At 63.6% G+C, this 16,096-nt stretch carries 15 protein-coding genes and 1 pseudogene; 8 read left to right on the top strand and 8 right to left on the bottom strand.

Annotated features, from left to right (window positions below; genetic code table 11):
- Positions 1-111: 111 nt before the first annotated feature.
- The 5 genes from P6U28_RS21450 to P6U28_RS21430 form a co-directional block, all read right to left on the bottom strand.
- Positions 112-726, bottom strand: a complete 615-nt coding sequence (locus P6U28_RS21450) for a hypothetical protein (RefSeq protein ID WP_407119801.1) — start codon at positions 724-726, stop codon at positions 112-114.
- Positions 723-1,571: an ABC transporter permease gene (locus tag P6U28_RS21445; protein WP_407119800.1), complete on the bottom strand. Its 849-nt coding sequence runs from the start codon at positions 1,569-1,571 to the stop codon at positions 723-725. The genes P6U28_RS21450 and P6U28_RS21445 overlap by 4 nt, the downstream gene beginning before the upstream one ends.
- Positions 1,568-2,374, bottom strand: coding sequence for an ABC transporter ATP-binding protein (locus P6U28_RS21440; RefSeq protein WP_407119799.1), 807 nt, complete (start codon positions 2,372-2,374; stop codon positions 1,568-1,570). The genes P6U28_RS21445 and P6U28_RS21440 overlap by 4 nt, the downstream gene beginning before the upstream one ends.
- A complete protein-coding gene (locus tag P6U28_RS21435) occupies positions 2,371-3,315 on the bottom strand; it encodes a YVTN family beta-propeller repeat protein (RefSeq protein WP_164937034.1) in 945 nt (314 codons plus the stop codon). The genes P6U28_RS21440 and P6U28_RS21435 overlap by 4 nt, the downstream gene beginning before the upstream one ends.
- A gap of 136 nt (positions 3,316-3,451) precedes the next feature.
- Entirely contained in the window at positions 3,452-4,633 is a 1,182-nt protein-coding gene (locus P6U28_RS21430) for an ABC transporter substrate-binding protein (RefSeq protein ID WP_407119798.1), read from the bottom strand.
- Between the two features lie 60 nt (positions 4,634-4,693).
- Between P6U28_RS21430 and P6U28_RS21425 the strand changes: the two genes are divergently transcribed.
- Positions 4,694-5,263 carry a DUF3280 domain-containing protein gene (locus P6U28_RS21425; protein WP_407119797.1) on the top strand — a complete coding sequence of 190 codons (570 nt, stop codon included), beginning with the start codon at positions 4,694-4,696 and terminating at the stop codon, positions 5,261-5,263.
- Between the two features lie 42 nt (positions 5,264-5,305).
- On the opposite strand, the gene fghA is transcribed toward P6U28_RS21425, so the two are convergent.
- Together fghA and P6U28_RS21415 are read right to left on the bottom strand one after the other, a co-directional pair.
- Entirely contained in the window at positions 5,306-6,151 is an 846-nt protein-coding gene (gene fghA / locus P6U28_RS21420; protein ID WP_407119796.1) for an S-formylglutathione hydrolase, read from the bottom strand.
- A 76-nt stretch (positions 6,152-6,227) separates the two neighbouring features.
- Entirely contained in the window at positions 6,228-6,848 is a 621-nt protein-coding gene (locus P6U28_RS21415; RefSeq protein WP_407119795.1) for a response regulator, read from the bottom strand.
- 207 nt (positions 6,849-7,055) lie between these two features.
- On the opposite strand from P6U28_RS21415, the gene P6U28_RS21410 reads away from it, so the two are divergent.
- From P6U28_RS21410 to P6U28_RS21395, 4 genes and pseudogenes are all read left to right on the top strand, one after another.
- Complete coding sequence (locus P6U28_RS21410; RefSeq protein WP_122402200.1) at positions 7,056-8,408, top strand: histidine kinase; 1,353 nt, start codon at positions 7,056-7,058, stop codon at positions 8,406-8,408.
- Positions 8,409-8,571: 163 nt separating this feature from the next.
- Positions 8,572-11,028, top strand: a complete 2,457-nt coding sequence (locus P6U28_RS21405) for a TonB-dependent receptor (RefSeq protein WP_407119794.1) — start codon at positions 8,572-8,574, stop codon at positions 11,026-11,028.
- A gap of 178 nt (positions 11,029-11,206) precedes the next feature.
- A pseudogene (locus tag P6U28_RS21400) lies at positions 11,207-11,966 on the top strand (IS5 family transposase).
- A 74-nt stretch (positions 11,967-12,040) separates the two neighbouring features.
- The gene (locus P6U28_RS21395; RefSeq protein ID WP_407119793.1) at positions 12,041-13,333 is read left to right on the top strand and encodes an IS701 family transposase; all 1,293 of its coding nucleotides are present in this window, start codon (positions 12,041-12,043) and stop codon (positions 13,331-13,333) included.
- A 93-nt stretch (positions 13,334-13,426) separates the two neighbouring features.
- Here the strand turns inward: P6U28_RS21395 and P6U28_RS21390 are convergent, their stop codons facing one another.
- Entirely contained in the window at positions 13,427-13,636 is a 210-nt protein-coding gene (locus P6U28_RS21390) for an SDR family oxidoreductase (protein WP_407119792.1), read from the bottom strand.
- 125 nt (positions 13,637-13,761) lie between these two features.
- On the opposite strand from P6U28_RS21390, the gene P6U28_RS21385 reads away from it, so the two are divergent.
- From P6U28_RS21385 to P6U28_RS21375, 3 genes are all read left to right on the top strand, one after another.
- Complete coding sequence (locus P6U28_RS21385) at positions 13,762-13,929, top strand: hypothetical protein (protein WP_164937028.1); 168 nt, start codon at positions 13,762-13,764, stop codon at positions 13,927-13,929.
- Positions 13,930-13,989: 60 nt separating this feature from the next.
- Positions 13,990-14,397, top strand: coding sequence for a hypothetical protein (locus tag P6U28_RS21380; RefSeq protein ID WP_407123092.1), 408 nt, complete (start codon positions 13,990-13,992; stop codon positions 14,395-14,397).
- Positions 14,398-14,547: 150 nt separating this feature from the next.
- Positions 14,548-16,011 (top strand): GH1 family beta-glucosidase, encoded by a 1,464-nt coding sequence (locus tag P6U28_RS21375; protein WP_407119791.1) that lies wholly within the window; start codon positions 14,548-14,550, stop codon positions 16,009-16,011.
- The last annotated feature ends 85 nt before the right edge of the window (positions 16,012-16,096 follow it).

Below are 16,096 nucleotides of genomic sequence, written 5' to 3'. Positions count from 1 at the left end.
TTTCGACAAGCTATCCTGGATCGATTTGGTTCCGGCAGATAGCGCCGCAAAAGAGCTAACGATCCCGTGGCGATCGCGGGAACCCGCCGCGGGCCATCGGCGCGACCGACGCTATTCCATTTCCTGCTGGATCACGCGTCCGAGCGCGAACAGCCGCTGGTCGATCGCGGTTGGAACTTCGCAGACGAAGCGCACCACTTTGTGGCGGTCCTCGAAAATTCGGGTCTTCCAGATCAGCTCGTTGCTGAGCGCCTCGACCTTGGCGTCGTCGCGTGGCGTGGCGCCCTGGAGCGCTTGGAGCTCGAGCGTCTCCTCGCGGATCTTGTCGGCGGCATCGCGTTGCTTGCGGCTGACGCGTTCGAGCCCGCTCATGACCTGCGAGCGCTGGGCGTTGAGCGTGTCGAACAGGCCGGCGAACAGGAGCTTTGCGTTCATCGCCTTGTCGCTGCCGGAAGCCGCCAGAAATTCCTTCACCGATTTCTCGGCTTCCTCGAGGGGCGTCTTGCGTGCCGACAGTTTTGCCACCAGCGCGCTGATCCTGGCGTCGTCTTTCCACTTGGCCTCGGCGTCGCCGAGCGGCGGTCCGGCCCAGACCGCCGCGAGCGAGATCTCCGGCACTTTTGCCTGTGTGCACGGCCAGTCGGGGTAGCGCGGGTCGGCCGCGCGCGCCGCCGCGCTCGCAACAGCGAACGCCAGAACAGCCGCCGCCAGAACCCGAACCTTCATCCTTCGCCTCCCGCAGGCCCGCGTCGCGCCAGCCCGCGCGAGGGATCATAGGCCAAAATCGCGCCGATCATGAAGACGATTGTGCAGATCGCGACCACCGCCAGCGAGATCCAGTTGATCTGCCCATAAAGTGCGAAGCGGATCAGCTCGACCGCATGGGTGAACGGATTGGCCTCGCAGACATAGTAGAGATAGGGGCTGCCCTCCTGCACCCGCCAGAGCGGGTAGAGCGCGGAGGAAGCGAAGAACATCGGGAAGATCACGAAGTTCATCACGCCGGCGAAGCTTTCCAGCTGCTTGATGCCGGAGGAGATCAGCATGCCGAGCGAGCCCAGCATCAACCCCGACAGGATCAGCGCCGGCAGCACGGTGAGATAGCCCGATGGCGGCGGGGTGATGTCCCAGAACCAGGCGATGAAGAGGAACGCATAGACCTGGAGCAGCGACACCGTGGTTCCCGCAAGCAGCTTGCAGAACAAGAGGAAACCGCGCGGCAGCGGGCTCACCAGCAGCGTGCGCATATTGCCCATCTCGCGGTCATAGACCATCGACAGCGAGGACTGCATGCCGTTGAAGAGCTGGATCATCGCCATCAGCCCGGGCGCGATGTAGACCTCGTAGAGGATGTAGGTCTCGTAGGGCGGGATGATGGAGATGCCTAGCACCTGGCGGAAGCCGGCGGCGAAGATGAACAGCCACACCAGTGGTCGCACCAGCGCCGAGACGAAGCGCTCGCGCTGATGCAGGAAGCGCAGTCCCTCGCGCCAGACGATGCCGATGAGGCAGGTCAGGTACTCGGCGCCAGAGAAGCCGCGCGGCGCCTCGCGCGTGGTGATGCTGCTCATGCGCCACCTCCCGGCATCGTTTGCGTGCCGGTCAGACGCATGAAGGCGGTGTTGACGTCCTGCGCGCCGGCCTCTGCGATGACGCGGCTCATCGGCCCCTGTGCCAGCACCTTGCCCTGGTGCAGCACCACGAGATCGTCACCGGGCAGGATCTCGTCGAACAGATGCGTGGCCCAGAGCACGCCGATGCCTTGTTCGGTCACGAGCTGGCGGACATGGCTGATGATGTCGGCGCGCGCCTTGACATCGAGGCCGACGGTCGGCTCGTCGAGCAACAGCAGCCGCGGCCGGTGCAATAGCGCGCGGGCGATCTCCAGCCGCCGCATCTGCCCGCCCGAGAGGTCGCGCACCTTGCTGCCTGCGCGCTCGGAAAGGCCGATGCGGCCGAGCAGCTCGGCACTGCGCGCGGCGGCCTCGCGGCGGCTGATGCCGTGCAGCGCGGCGTGATAGAGCAGGTTCTGCGTCAGCGACAGATCGAGATCGAGCGTGCGCGGCTGGAACACGACCCCGAGCAGCCGCAGCGCTTCGCCGGGACTCTTGCTGACGTCATGGCCGAAGATGGAAACACGGCCGGACTGGATGCCGAACAGGCGCGTGATCAGCGAGAACAGCGTGCTCTTGCCGGCACCGTTGAGCCCGAGCAACGCGGCGAAGCTTGCGGGCTGCACATTGAAAGACACCTCCATCAACGCGCGCCGCGGGCCGTAAGAATGGCTGATGCCGTCGATCGACAGTGCAGGCACGGTGGCCGGATGCGATCCTGGCGCCTCGCGTGGCTCAGTGATGGGGACAGGGCTGGTCATGGCGCGATCGTGATCCCCCAGGGCAGTTCGCCCACCTGAATGGTCTTGATCACCTTTTGCGCGGCGACGTCGATCACGGACACGTCGTTCGATACGCCGTTGGTGGTGAGCAGATATTTCTCATCGGGCGTGAACGCCATGTGCCAGACCCGCTGCCCGACCAGGAGATATTTCGTCACCTTGCGCGTCGCGACGTCGACCACGGCGATGCGGTTGGCAGGGCCGAGCGCGATGAAAGCGGTCTTGTCGTCCTTGGTCATGCCGATGCCGACCGGCTGGATCGCTTCTTTCCGCAGGCCCGGAATCTCGAACGTGACCTTGCCGATCACCTCGTGCTTCCCGGGGTCGATGATAGAGACGGTGCCGCCGATCTCCGAGGACACCCAGAGCTCCGAGCTGTCGTGCTTGAACTCGGCAAAGCGCGGCCGCGCATCGACCAGCACGTTGGCGACGATCTGGCGCGAGCTGGTATCGATGAAATGCGCCATGTTGGTGGTTTCGGACGTGTTGATCAGCGTCTTGCCGTCCGGGCTGATGGTCATGCCCTCGGGTTCGACGCCGACCTGGATGTCGCCGAGGCGCGCGCGCTTCTCGAGGTCGATCACGGTGACCGTGTTGTCGTTCTCGTTGGCGACATAGAGGATCTTGCCGGCGGCATCTTGCGCGAACAATTCGGGGTCGGGCCCGGAGGGCAGACTGTCGACCACGCTTTGCGTCTTGGCGTCGATCAGCTGGATGGTGTCGTCGTCGCCGACCGCCACCATCACGAACTTGCCGTCACGCGTGAACTCGATGCCGCGCGGACGCTGGCCGACCTTGATGGTCTTGGTCACGGTCCAGCTGTCGGTATCGATCACGGACACTGTGTTGCTCTTCTCGTTCGACACATAGGCGATGAACGCATGTGCAGGTGCCACGGCCAGTGCCAGTGCAGCGAACAGTGATAGGCGCAATATCTGCGTATGCAAGGGAGCTTGCTCTTCGATTCGTTGAAACTGCTCGCGGGCTTGTTTCACCGCAGGCGGGGGAGGGGGCGCAGCGTCGTCGCGGTGCCAGCTCGAACTCATCTCAAATCGCTCACTTCAACTTGCATTTGCTCTCCGGACGATCGTAGCCGAGCGTGTCGAGCTCGGAGACCTGATGCAAGAATCCTTCCTGCGGCGACACCGACACGACCATGCGGCCGTCCACCAGCAGGATGGGCTGGCGCAGCTGCAGATTCCAGTCGCGCAGCGTCAGCCGCGTGCCCTTGAAGGCCGCGACGGAGAAATCCGGGCCCTTGACGAAGTCGGCCACCTTCTTCACGTCGCCGGAATTGGTGCGCGAGGTGGCTTCGCCGATCATGCGCACCGCGGTCCAGGCCTGCATGTCGAGCGCGGTCATGCGCCGCGAGTTCAGCTTGATGAAGCGGTTCTGCATCTGGATCGCGCCCCACTGGTCCTGAGATGCGTCCCAGCTGCGCGGCACCAGGCCGGCCGAGCCCGCGACCGGGCGCGGATCCCAGGTGCGATAGGGCAGGTACGCACCGAATACCTCGCTCTCGTCGGCGACGACCAGCACGTCATAGGCCGGCGCCTGCTGCGTGAACACCGGCATCTGGCGCTGGATCAGCGTGACGCCCGAGTCGGTGCGGCGAGCGCCGCCCTTATCTTCGAACGTGCGCTCCTGCACGATCTTGGCGCCGAACCGCGTCGCGGTGCGCCTCAGCGCATCGGCGAACAGCTTGTCCTCGTCATGGGAGCCGACCACCAGCAGCCAGCGCGACCACTTCTTCCACACCAGGTATTGGCCGAGCGCATCCGCCAGCATTGCGCGGGTCGGGGCGGTATGGATGACGTTGGCGCGGCAATCGGTCTCGCGCAGCCGTTCGTCGATCGCGCCGACGTTGAACAGCAGCGTGCCGCGGTCGCGCAGGGCATCCGAGACCTTCAGCAGCGCATCGGCCGGCAGGTCGGCGATGATGAAGCCGTTTTTCTCGGCAAGCGCGGTCGCTGCCTGTACCGCGTCCTCACCTTCCTTGATGCGGCGTTCCTCCAGCGTAAACCGCTGGTCTGTGAATTTTCCGGTGGTGTTGTTGTCCTCGATGGCGAGGCGCGCGCCGGCGACGCCGTCATTCTCCGCGGGCTGCTCGACCAGCGACAGCGTCGATCGGGCAGCGGCGACCCCGAGATAGCCGACGCCGATCGTGACGGGCTCGGCCGCGAGCGCGCTCGTCGCGGCAAGACCAAAGCCGATCAGGCCGGCCAACCATCGGATCATGTTTCCTCCAGACGATCTCCCCGGCTTGACCGCCGGTGAAGAATTGTCTCTGCTTCAAGCATGACCAATTTGTCAGGGCATGCAACCCCGCATTTCGTCTCCGCGCGCGCGAGGCCGGGAATCAAGATCATGCGAGCATTGATATGTCTCGCCGCTCTGTTGTGGATGCGCTCGGCCGCGCTCGCCGATCCGCCGAAACTCGCGGTGTTCGATTTCGAGCTGATCGACACCAGCCTGCCCGGCGAGTTCTACGGCTCCAAGCCCGAGCAGGGGCGGCTCGAGCGCATCAGCGAGCAGCTGCGCAAGGAATTGGCAGATTCGGGCCGGTTCCAGGTACTCGACATCGCCCCGGTACGGGATGCCGCCCGTCACGCGAACTTGCAGGCCTGCGGCGGCTGCGACCTCAAGCTCGCCGGGCAGCTCGGCGCCGATTTGGAAATCACCGGCCTCGTGCAAAAAGTCTCGAACCTGATCATCAATCTCAACGTCTATTTGCGCGACGTGAAGACCGGCAACATGATCACGGCCGCCAGCGCCGACATGCGCGGCAACACCGATGAATCCTGGTCACGCACGATGAGCTATCTCATCCGCAACCGCTTGCTGGCGCCGAACTACGGCAAGCCGTGAGGTCTTCGCCTCTCCCCGCAAGCGGGGCGAGGAAGAAGAGAATCACGCCGTCAATCTTGCCGCGTGCCAGTGCAGGTGATCGCTCATGAACGTCGAGATGAAATAGTAGCTGTGGTCGTAGCCGGCCTGCCGCCGCAGCGTCAGCGGGATGCCCGCCTTTGCGCAGGCGGCTTCGAGCAGCTCCGGCTTGAGCTGTTCCTTCAGGAAATTGTCGGCCTCGCCGACGTCGACCAGGAAGCCGGAGAATTTCGCGCCGTCCTCGATCAGCGCCACGGTGTCGTGATTGCGCCAGGCGTCCTTGTTCGGCCCGAGATAGCCGGTCAGCGCCTTGATGCCCCACGGCACGAGCGAGGGCGCCACGATCGGCGCGAACGCGCTGGCCGCGCGGTAGCGATGCGGGTTGCGCAGTGCCACGGTCAGCGCGCCGTGGCCGCCCATCGAGTGCCCCATCACCGATTGTCGCTTGGCATCGACCGGAAAATTCTCCGCCACCAGCTTGGGCAATTCGTCCGTCACGTAGCTCCACATGCGATAGTTACGCGCGAAAGGCTCCTGGGTGGCGTCGACATAGAAGCCGGCGCCGAGACCAAAATCATAGGCGTTGTTGGCATCGCCCGGCACGTTGGGCCCGCGCGGTGAGGTGTCGGGCGCGACGAAGATCAGGCCGAGCTCGGCGCAGGCTTTGCGGAATTCGCCCTTCTCGGTGACGTTGGCATGCGTGCAGGTGAGCCCGGAGAGGTACCAGACCACGGGCAACTTGGCGCCATCGGCATGCGGCGGGACATAGACCGAGAACACCATGTCGGTTCCGGTCGCCTGGCTCGCATGGCGATACACGCCCTGTACGCCGCCATAGGATTTATTGGTCGAGACAGTCTGGATCGTCATGCCTGAAAACTCCGTGGCATCTCACCACATCAAGATTGCAACTCTTGTGTGACCGAATTCGTGGCGGCTCGTGTCGTCAGGCGACGCCGCTGTCGATCGCCAGCCGCACCAGCTCGACCGAAGTCTTCACCCCGAGCTTCTGGCGCATGATGGACGAGGTATTGGCCACCGTCTTGTAGGACGATTGCACCAGCCAGGCGATCTCCGACAGGCTCTTTCCGGCACTCAGCAACCGCAAGATCTCCATCTCGCGCGCGTTCAGCTTCGACAGCGGGCTTTGCGCCAGCGCGGGTCCGGCAAAGGCGATGCTGCGCGCGATCGCGGTGGGAAGGTAAGTCCCGCCGCCCCCGACGGCGCGGATCGCCTCGACGAGATCGTCGGGATCGCCGGTCTTGGAGACATACCCCTTTGCGCCGCACTCGATCGCGCGCGCGGCGAAGGCGGGGTCGTCGTTCATGCTGAACATGATGATGCGGGCCTCGGGCGCGCGCTCGAGGATGCGGCGCGCGAGCTCGAAGCCGGAGACGGTCGGCAGGTTGATGTCGATGATGCAGAGGTCGGGGCGTTCGACGATGAAGACGCTCTCGCCGTCTTCGGCGTCGGCCGCCTCCAAGATCTCGATCTCGCCTTCGTCGGCCAACACGGCACGGCAGCCGGAGGCGACGATGGGATGATCGTCGACGATCAGAATGCGCATAGGGCGTTCCTCGCGACAGCCCGTTCCCCTGATAGGATGGCCTGTTCTGCGCCGCATGAGGCTACCAGGTGAGATGCGCGTGTCTCATGTGGCCTCATGCAACCCGGCCGGGATTGCTGTACGCTTCCGATTAGATATCGGGCGCTTCGTCTCTGTCAACGTCATCGGACAGGCGCGGGCATTCTTCGCGAGGCACAGGCGATACCAATGTGGCAAAATCTATCCTTGCGCGGACGCATCAACCTCTTGCTGGCGCTGCTGCTGGCGCTGGGGCTCGCCGTCAATATCGGCCGCCAGGTCGCGGAAGCAGGTCCCCGCGTGCAGGCCGAGGACCAGAGCGTGATCCGCCTTGCGCGCGAGTTCATCGAGATGATCGTGGCGGACCTGAACGAGGCGCCCGACCCCGATGCGAAGCTGAACCAGATCGCGCGCGATCTCAGCCGCCTGCGCCATGTCAGCATCGCGCTTCACGATTCCGGCGGGAACCCGCTGACGCCGCCGCGGCCCGATGCCGACACGCGCGGTCCGCCGGCCTGGTTCGTCAGCCTGGTTCATCCCGAGCAGGCCGCGGTCAGCGTGCCCGTCTCGATCCATGGCAAGCCCGGCTCGCTCGTGATCACCGCGCATCCCGATGACGAGATCGCGGAGATCTGGGACGGCATCGTGACCCAGCTCGAGGTTGGCTCGGTGATCGCGCTCGCGCTGTTTTTCCTGATGATGACAGTGGTCGGCCGGGCGCTGGCACCGCTGCAGTCGCTGGCGGAGGCAATGGGGAAGCTCGAAGGCGGACATTACGAGGCCCGTGTCGCGCCGGGCGGCGCGCCGGAACTCGGCGCGATCTGCACCAAGCTCAACCACCTTGCCGCGACGCTTCACGAGGCGGTCGAGGACAAGCGACGCCTTGCCGAGCGTGCGGTGTCGCTTCAGGACATCGAGCGCAAGGAGATCGCACGCGAGCTCCATGACGAGTTCGGGCCTTACTTGTTCTCGCTGCGCGCACATGCGAGCGCGCTGGCGAAGCAGGCGGACGGACGCGCGCCGAGTGCGGATGCCGTGCGAAAACATGGCAGCGCCATGCTGGAGCAGATCAATGCACTCCAGCAGTTCAATCGCCGCGTGCTGGAGCGCCTTCGGCCCGTGGGCCTTGCCGAGCTCGGGCTGCGCCAGGCGCTGGAATCGCTGTCGCGGCTGTGGCGGGAGTCGCACCCCGACGTCGCGATCGAGACCGTGATCTCGCCGGCGCTGGGCGCAACCGGCGAGACCGCCGATCTCACCATCTATCGCATCGTGCAGGAGGCGCTCACCAATGTATTCCGCCACGCCGGCGCGACCTCGGTCAATGTCGTCATCGAGCCGGTGGCGCAGGCATCGGACGATGGCCGCGGCTGCGCCCGGGTGCGGGTCAGCGACAATGGCCGCGGCATGGAGCCGGGCCAGAAGCTCGGCTTCGGCCTCGTCGGGATGCGCGAGCGGATCCTGGCGCTGGGCGGCACGCTCAACGTCGTCTCCGGTGACGGGGGCCTGACCGTCGAGGCGCTGATTCCGACGGCATCCCCCTGACCGCGCCCGAAGCGATCGGGAAAAATTCCCGATTTGGTCGGGAAAACGGGTGCGGATATTGCCCGACCTTTTATGGCTGGCGCGCGAACGGCCCCCGATTACACTCCTCTCGACCAAACGGGGAAAATCAAATCGGCCGGTGGTGACGGGTTGGGAAGGCAGGATGGGCGAGCGTCTTCGGTTCAAGCGTCGTTTGTTGGTCGCTTCGGTTTCGACCGGGCTGGTTCTCGCCGGTCCCGCCGAGGCCGCGCAGGATGAAGAGACCAATGTCCAGAACCTGCCGCCGGTCGAGGTCACTGCGCCGCCTCCTTCGCCAGCGAGGCGTACCGCGGCGCCGCGACCGGTCGCGCGCGTCGGGGCGCCGTCGTCCGCCAGCCCGAGGACACGTATCTACGTCTATCCGACCTCGCCGGGTACGGGCAGGGGTATCGATGTCGACAAGGTCGCATCGGCGATCAACGCGGTCGATGCCAATCAGATCAAGCGTACCGGTTCGCTGAACGTCACAGATGCCCTGCGCGACAACATCGCCGGCGTCAACATCAGCGAAGTCACCGGCAATCCGTTCCAGCCGAATGTCGAATTCCGCGGTTTCGTCGTCTCGCCCGTGACGGGCACGCCGCAGGGCCTTGCCGTGTACCAGAACGGCGTCCGCATCAACGAAGCCTTCTCGGACGCCGTCAATTGGGACCTGATCCCCACCGCCGCGATCAGGTCGGTGACGCTGGTGACCAACAACCCGGCCTTCGGCCTCAACGCCCTCGGTGGCGCCCTCAACCTGCAAATGAAGGACGGCTTCACCTATCAGGGCGCGGAGCTCGACGTGATGGGCGGCTCGTTCGGCCGCATCCAGGGCTCGGCGCAATGGGGCAAGCAGGTCGACAAGAACTACGGCGTCTATGCCGCGCTCGAAGGACTGCGCGACGACGGCTTCCGCAATTTTTCCCAATCGACGGTGCGGCGCTTCTACGGCGATGTCGCCTACAAGGCCGGCGACAGCGAATTCCACGCCAATATGGGCGTGGCCAAGAACGATTTCGGTGCCAGCGCTACCGTACCGGCCGAGCTTCTCGACAAATATTGGGGCGCGACCTACACGACGCCGCAGACCACGAGCAACCGCGTCGGTTATCTCAATTTCACCGGAAAGGTCGATGCGACGCCGACCTGGACGCTGGAAGGCACTGCGCATCTGCGCAGATACGAGCAGAAGCTGGTCGACGGCAATCCGACCGACGTGCAGCAATGCGGTGCGGATCCAACGCTGCTCTGCTTCGGCAATGATACCACGCCCGCGAACGGCACGAACGGCGTGCAGCTCGCCAATCCCTTTGCGCCGGGAACGATCCTCGGCGAGATCGACCGCAGCTCGATACGGTCGACCAGCTTCGGCGTGTCGGGGCAGGCCACCAACACCGATCAACTGTTCGGGCACGACAACCGCTTCGTGATGGGCGCGAGCTATGATGCCAGCGTCACGCGCTACGACGCGACCGCCGAAATCGGCTCGATCGGAGAAAATTACGTCGTCAGCGGCAGCGGCGTGTTCCTAGGAGCGACCGGCACGCCAGAGGTTGCCGGCCCTGTCTCGCTGCGGACCATCAACCAGTATAACGGCCTCTATGCGATGGATACGTTCAACGTCACGGATGCTTTCGCCATCACCGGCGGCGGCCGCTTCAACGTAGCGCGCATCACGCTCGAGGATCAGCTCGGCACCGATCTCAACGGTGATCACACCTTCACCCGCTTCAATCCGGTCATCGGCGGCACCTACAAGATCACGCCGGAGCTGACCGCCTATGCCGGCTATTCCGAGGCCAATCGCGTGCCGACGCCGCTGGAGCTCGGGTGCTCCGATCCGGTCCGTCCTTGCCTCATTGCAGCGTTTCTCGTCTCCGATCCACCACTGAAACAGGTCGTATCCAAGACCGTGGAGGCGGGCCTGCGCGGCACCAAGGAGCTGAACATCGGCACCCTCGGCTGGAAGGTCGGCGGCTTCCGCGCCACCAATTACGACGACATCGCTGCCGTTCCTGTTCCGGACCGGACTGGATTTGGCTATTTCGCCAATGTGGGCCGGACGCGGCGGCAGGGGCTCGAAGCCGAGGTCAGCATCAAGTCGCCGACGCTCCAGTTCCAGGCGAGCTACGCCTTCCTCGACGCACGTTTTCTCGACGCGCTGACCATCGGCTCCGACAGCCTGTTTGCTGACGCCAACGGTCACATCCACGTCTCGCCCGGCAATCAGCTCCCGGCCATCCCCCGCCACCGCGTCAAGATCGGCATCGACTACGCCGTGACCGACATCTGGAAGGTCGGCGGCAACGCGCTGTTCGTCTCCAGCCAATATCTCGTCGGCGACGAGTCCAACCAGTTCGCGAAGCTACCGTCCTATACGGTGTTCAATCTCCACACCTCCTATCAGGTGACGAAGAACATCCAGCTCTACGGCCGCGTCGACAACGTCTTCGATAAGCGCTACGCGACCTACGGACGGTTCTTCGATCGCGAGGCCTTGCCCAACTTCACCAACGGCGGCAATGACTTCGCCGATCCGCGCTCGCTGAGCCCGGCAAGGCCGCGCGCGTTCTATGCGGGGATGCGGGTGACGTTCTAGACCGGCTCGAAAGCGTCAACACTTCGCACGGAAGCTGAGCATGAGATCATGCTCAAACAGCGAGTTGAAGCGGACGATGATTCATCTGGATCTCGTCGCGCTCTAGGGTCTGTACTCAATAGGGATTCCCGCTGAGGCGGAGTTGTGATTCAAGACCTCCGAGTCGAAGGGGGGCTTGATGGGGCAAAAGCTATATTGGCTGAGTGAGGCGGAGTGGAAGCGGATTGAACCGCTGTTGCCACGTGGGCGGCGCGGCGCCCATCGCGTGGATGACCGACGCGTGATCAGCGGGATCCTCCACATGCTGCGATCGGGCGCACGCTGGCGAGACTGCCCGGCAGATTACGGCCCCTACACGACCATCTATAACCGCTTCAATCGCTGGAGCCGCCAAGGCGTGTGGGCAATATTTTCTACGCCTTGACTGGCTCAACCGGCCGGGTCGGGACAATGTCCATCGACGCGACCCACATCAAAGCCCACCCCTCGGCGGCGGGCGCAAAAGGGGGGACTTCCAGCAGGCGGTCGGCCGCTCGCGAGGCGGACGCACCACCAAAATCCACGCGCTGACCGAGGATTATGGACGTCCGATCGCCTTCGTGATCACGCCTGGCAACTGCCATGACCTCACGGCGGCGCGCGATCTGCTGCCTGCCGTCTCACCTGCTCGACGATTGCTTGCTGACAGGGCCTATGACGCCAATAGCCTGCGTGAGTGGTTGGCCGAGCGCGGAACAAAGGCAGTAATTCCGCCCAACCCAACTCGCAAGCATCCGCACCGGTACGACGTGAAGGCCTACAAAGGACGCAATCTCATCGAACGCATGTTTTGCCGCCTCAAGGACTTCAGGCGGATTGCGACCCGCTACGACAAGCGAGCCGACAACTTCCTCTCGGCCATCCTCTTGGTCGCCGCCGTTACTTGGTGGATCAATTGAGTCCGGACCCTAGCACTACTTTGGCAGATTGTTGATTTTGGCGCGTTTTATAGGATTCCCGAATCAATTTTTCAATGATTCATGGGTGGTCGGCTCTTGGAGGGCTGACCATGCCGGGATGGGAAGACGAACTCGAACGCTGGCTGATGCCGTTCTTGGACCGACTGGGTCATAAGACCCGGCAGCGGATGTGTCCTCTGTATGGTGCGGGATTGATCGGTCCCGGCGATCGTAAGAGCGTTCAGCCGATGGCGGAACGCCTTGCCACCAGCACCTACGACCAGTTGCACCATTTCATTGCGGACGGTGTCTGGGACGCGACGCCGCTGGAGACAGAGTTGCTCAACCAGGCGGACCGACTTGTCGGCGGCAGGGATGCGGTGCTGGTTATTGATGACACCTCACTTCCCAAGAAGGGTGAGCGCTCGGTCGGTGTTGCGGCTCAATACGCCTCGGCTCTCGGTAAAACGGCAAATTGCCAAACACTGGTGTCTTTGACGCTTGCGCGCGGCGAAGTACCCGTGATGGTCGCGTTACGTCTCTTTCTGCCTGACAGTTGGACAAGCGACGAATCTCGTTTGAAGCGCGCTCGCGTGCCAGTCGAACATCGAACGCCACGGTCCAAGCCGGAGATTGCTTTGGCCGAGATTGACCGCGCGATAGCAGCCAACGTGCGCTTTGGATATGTGCTGGCGGATGCAGGATACGGCCTCAGCGCACCGTTTCGACAAGGGCTAACAGAGCGCGGGCTGGTCTGGGCTGTCGGCATCCCGCGGCACCTGAAAGTGTATCCGGTCGATGTGAAGCTCATTTGGCCGATTACCAAAGCCCGCGGCAAACCACGAAAGCACCACGTGCCCGATATCTTATCAATTGCGGCCGAGCAAATGCTGGCCGGCGCCAAATGGAAAACCGTGAGTTGGCGTAGCGGGACGAAAGGTCGGCTTAAAGCCCAATTTGCTGCGGTCCGTGTCCGGACCGCCGACGGCCCTCCGCAGCGGATATGGGATAAAGGTCAGCAGCATCTCCCAGGCGACGAAGCCTGGCTCATTGGCGAGCAACGTGCGTCCGGGGAGAAGAAATACTATCTGGCCAATCTTCCGGCGGCGACGGATCTGCGCACGCTGGCCGCCACCATCAAGGCACGGTGGATTTGTGAGCAGGCGCATCAGCAGTTGAAGGAGGAACTTGGACTTGATCACTTCGAAGGGCGATCATGGCAAGGTCTTCATCGCCACGCCCTGATGACAATGATTGCCTACGCCTTCCTGCAACATCGTCGCCTCGCACACGCGGGGCGGAAAAAAAAGAATCTACGGGCCTCCGCCTCAGCCAACCATGCCAGCCGTACGTCACGCCATCGTTGATCTTATCCTTCGGCCGCCGTCTCAGCATTGCCCATATTGCCGAAGGCAAATCCGTGAAAAACAGCGGCGAAAACACAATCTGCCAAAGTAGTGCTAGATCAGTCCGAGGCCGCCATCCACTGCGAGAACCTGTCCCGTTACCCATCGAGAGACAGGGCTCGCGAACTGCACGATCCAATCCGCGATCTCGTCGGGATCGCCGCGTCGGGCGAGCGGGATTTTTCCGCGCTCCTCCTGCTTGACGGCTTCAGCCTGCTCGGTGGACAGCCCCATCATCCCGGTCAACGAGGGATGATGAGCCATCGTCCCGGCCCCGCGAGCGAAGCGCGCGCGGCCCTCTTAACCAATCAGAAACCATAGCAAATGATCTGAAAAGTTTAACGAAACTGCTCGGTCCTCTCCGCGTCGATGTGTCGGAGGGCCGTCTGATGACAGAACGCCAGTTGAGAGAGCAGGAATTCCTGATCGCGCGTTACCGGCATTTGGAACGCGAAGTGACCGACCCGCTTGCCGCGCATCTGCTTCACAGCATCATCGAGGAGCTCGAGGCCGAGCTGCGCAAGGAAAGAGCGGATTGGCACGGGGCGGGTCATTAACCGTTTCTTGGCGCTAAGATGCCAATTATCGGCGTCGCAATACCAGGGGAGACTGCTCCCATACTGAAGGACGGCACCTACGCGGCGTGGTACAAGACGCCGCTCGACCAGGGTACCGGGATCGTCCATGTCGCAGACGGCCAGATTTGGGGCCGCGACAGCCTGATGACCTATCACGGCGTCTGCAAGGTCGATGGCGACCGCTTCACGGCGACCGTATCGACGAAGCGTCATACCGATGGGCGGGCAACGGTCTTCGGCGTTGAAGATGAGCTCACGCTCGACATCGAAGGGTACTGCCCCGGCAAGATCGCGAGCTACACCGCGACGGCACTACAGGTGCCGGGAATGATCCTCCATGGCACGCTCATTCTGACGGAACAGCAGCCGCCGGCACGTGAGCGAACCGAGCCGGTGCCAGCGTTCAATCCCCGCAAGCTGCCGAAATTGCCGAAGCGCTCGCGCTGAGCGCGAGGCCGGCACTCCCCTGGGGGCCGCTCGCATATGTCGCGCCCTCGGGTCCCGCAATTCTGCATGCGGCATCCCCAAAGGCCGCTTCTCAAATGGTCCGCGACCCGCCATTGTGCCGCCGCAACGATCGTTTCGGAGGCAGCATCAATGTCGGACAAGGTCTCGCGTCGCCAGCTTGCGAAAATCGCGGGGTTGTCCGCAGCTGCGATGGCTGGTGCGCTCGAGGCTGCCGAAGCCAAGCCGGCAGCCCCGCCGCGCAATGGAGGCGGCTTTCCGGCGGGCTTTGTCTGGGGCACCGCGACCTCGTCCTATCAGGTGGAGGGCGCGGTCAACGAGGACGGGCGAGGGGCGTCGATCTGGGACAAGTTCGTGCGCATTCCCGGCAAGATCGAGGACGGCACCACCGGCGACCGCGCCAATGAGCACTATCACCGCTACAAGGAGGACATCGCGCTCGTCAAGGAACTCGGCTGCAGGGCCTATCGCTTCTCGGTGGCCTGGCCGCGGGTGTTTCCGGACGGCGACGGCAAGCCCAACCCGAAGGGGCTCGACTTCTACAATCGTCTCGTCGACGAACTCCTGAAGAACGGCATCGAGCCGTGGCTGACGCTCTATCATTGGGACCTGCCGCAATCGCTTGAGGATCGCTTCGGCGGTTGGCGTTCGACGGAGACCTGCAAGATCTTCGGTGACTATGCGGCCTATGTCGCCGAGCATCTGACCGACCGCGTCAAAAACGTGTTCACGTTGAACGAGAGCGGCCGCTTCGTCTATTTCGGCTACGGCATCGGCATCGACGCGCCGGGCCTGACGCTGCCGCAGGCCGAGGTCAACCAGATCAGGCACAACAGCGCGCTGGCGCATGGGCTCGCGGTGCAGGCGGTGCGCGCCCATGGCGGCCGCGGCACCAGGGTGGGGCCGGCCGAGAACATCGACGCCTGCGCGCCCGCGATCGACACCCCGGAAAACGTTCGCGCCGCGGAGATCGCGCTGCGCGAGATGAATGCCGGCTATCTCAACGTCATCATGACCGGCGGCTATACCGACGCCTTCCTGAAATATGCCGGGCCCAACGCGCCGAAATTCACCGATGCGGAGCTCAAGATCATTTCCTCGCCGATCGATTTCCTCGGCCTCAACATCTACTCGCCGCAGAACTATGTGGTGGCCTCCGACCAGGGCGCGGGCTTCATGCCGCTGCCGATCCCGAAATCGTTCCCGCACATGAATTCGGACTGGCTGCGTGTCGGGCCCGAGACGATCTACTGGGTGCCGAAGCTGGCGGCAAAGATCTGGAAGACGGATGCGATCTATATCAGCGAGAACGGAGCATCCGGCGACGACGTGGTGAGACCCGACGGCAGGATCTACGACACCGACCGCATCATGTATTTGCGCAACTATCTCGCCCAGCTCCAGCGTGCCACAAGTGAGGGCGTGCCGGTGCGCGGCTATTTTCTCTGGAGCCTGATGGACAATTTCGAGTGGGTGTATGGCCTCAACAAGCGTTTTGGGCTGTACCACGTCAATTTCGACACCCAGGTCCGCACGCCAAAGCTCAGCGCCAGCTTCTACCGCAACGTGATCGCGAACAACGCGGCGGGGGTGTGATTGCCTTCGCCCCTCCCGCTTGCGGGGAGAGGCGAAGGAGGCGCTGCGCATTGACTCGCCTGTCCCCCTGATTCAAAACCGCCCG

The organism is Bradyrhizobium sp. STM 3561 (assembly GCF_045571455.1).
GTDB lineage: Bacteria > Pseudomonadota > Alphaproteobacteria > Rhizobiales > Xanthobacteraceae > Bradyrhizobium > Bradyrhizobium vignae.
The sequence above is the reverse complement of the archived record's forward strand: the minus strand, read 5'-3'. Positions and strand labels throughout refer to the sequence as shown.

Bases quoted from the DNA above. Each gene is read 5' to 3' on its own strand.
- P6U28_RS21440 (WP_407119799.1), bottom strand. From the start codon at position 2,374: ATGACCAGCCCTGTCCCCATCACTGAGCCACGCGAGGCGCCAGGATCG.
- P6U28_RS21415 (WP_407119795.1), bottom strand. From the start codon at position 6,848: ATGCGCATTCTGATCGTCGACGATCATCCCATCGTCGCCTCCGGCTGC.
- fghA (WP_407119796.1), bottom strand. From the start codon at position 6,151: ATGACGATCCAGACTGTCTCGACCAATAAATCCTATGGCGGCGTACAG.
- P6U28_RS21430 (WP_407119798.1), bottom strand. From the start codon at position 4,633: ATGATCCGATGGTTGGCCGGCCTGATCGGCTTTGGTCTTGCCGCGACG.
- P6U28_RS21375 (WP_407119791.1), top strand. From the start codon at position 14,548: ATGTCGGACAAGGTCTCGCGTCGCCAGCTTGCGAAAATCGCGGGGTTG.
- P6U28_RS21395 (WP_407119793.1), top strand. From the start codon at position 12,041: ATGATTCATGGGTGGTCGGCTCTTGGAGGGCTGACCATGCCGGGATGG.
- P6U28_RS21390 (WP_407119792.1), bottom strand. From the start codon at position 13,636: ATGGCTCATCATCCCTCGTTGACCGGGATGATGGGGCTGTCCACCGAG.
- P6U28_RS21405 (WP_407119794.1), top strand. From the start codon at position 8,572: ATGGGCGAGCGTCTTCGGTTCAAGCGTCGTTTGTTGGTCGCTTCGGTT.
- P6U28_RS21445 (WP_407119800.1), bottom strand. From the start codon at position 1,571: ATGAGCAGCATCACCACGCGCGAGGCGCCGCGCGGCTTCTCTGGCGCC.
- P6U28_RS21410 (WP_122402200.1), top strand. From the start codon at position 7,056: ATGTGGCAAAATCTATCCTTGCGCGGACGCATCAACCTCTTGCTGGCG.
- P6U28_RS21450 (WP_407119801.1), bottom strand. From the start codon at position 726: ATGAAGGTTCGGGTTCTGGCGGCGGCTGTTCTGGCGTTCGCTGTTGCG.
- P6U28_RS21385 (WP_164937028.1), top strand. From the start codon at position 13,762: ATGACAGAACGCCAGTTGAGAGAGCAGGAATTCCTGATCGCGCGTTAC.
- P6U28_RS21425 (WP_407119797.1), top strand. From the start codon at position 4,694: ATGACCAATTTGTCAGGGCATGCAACCCCGCATTTCGTCTCCGCGCGC.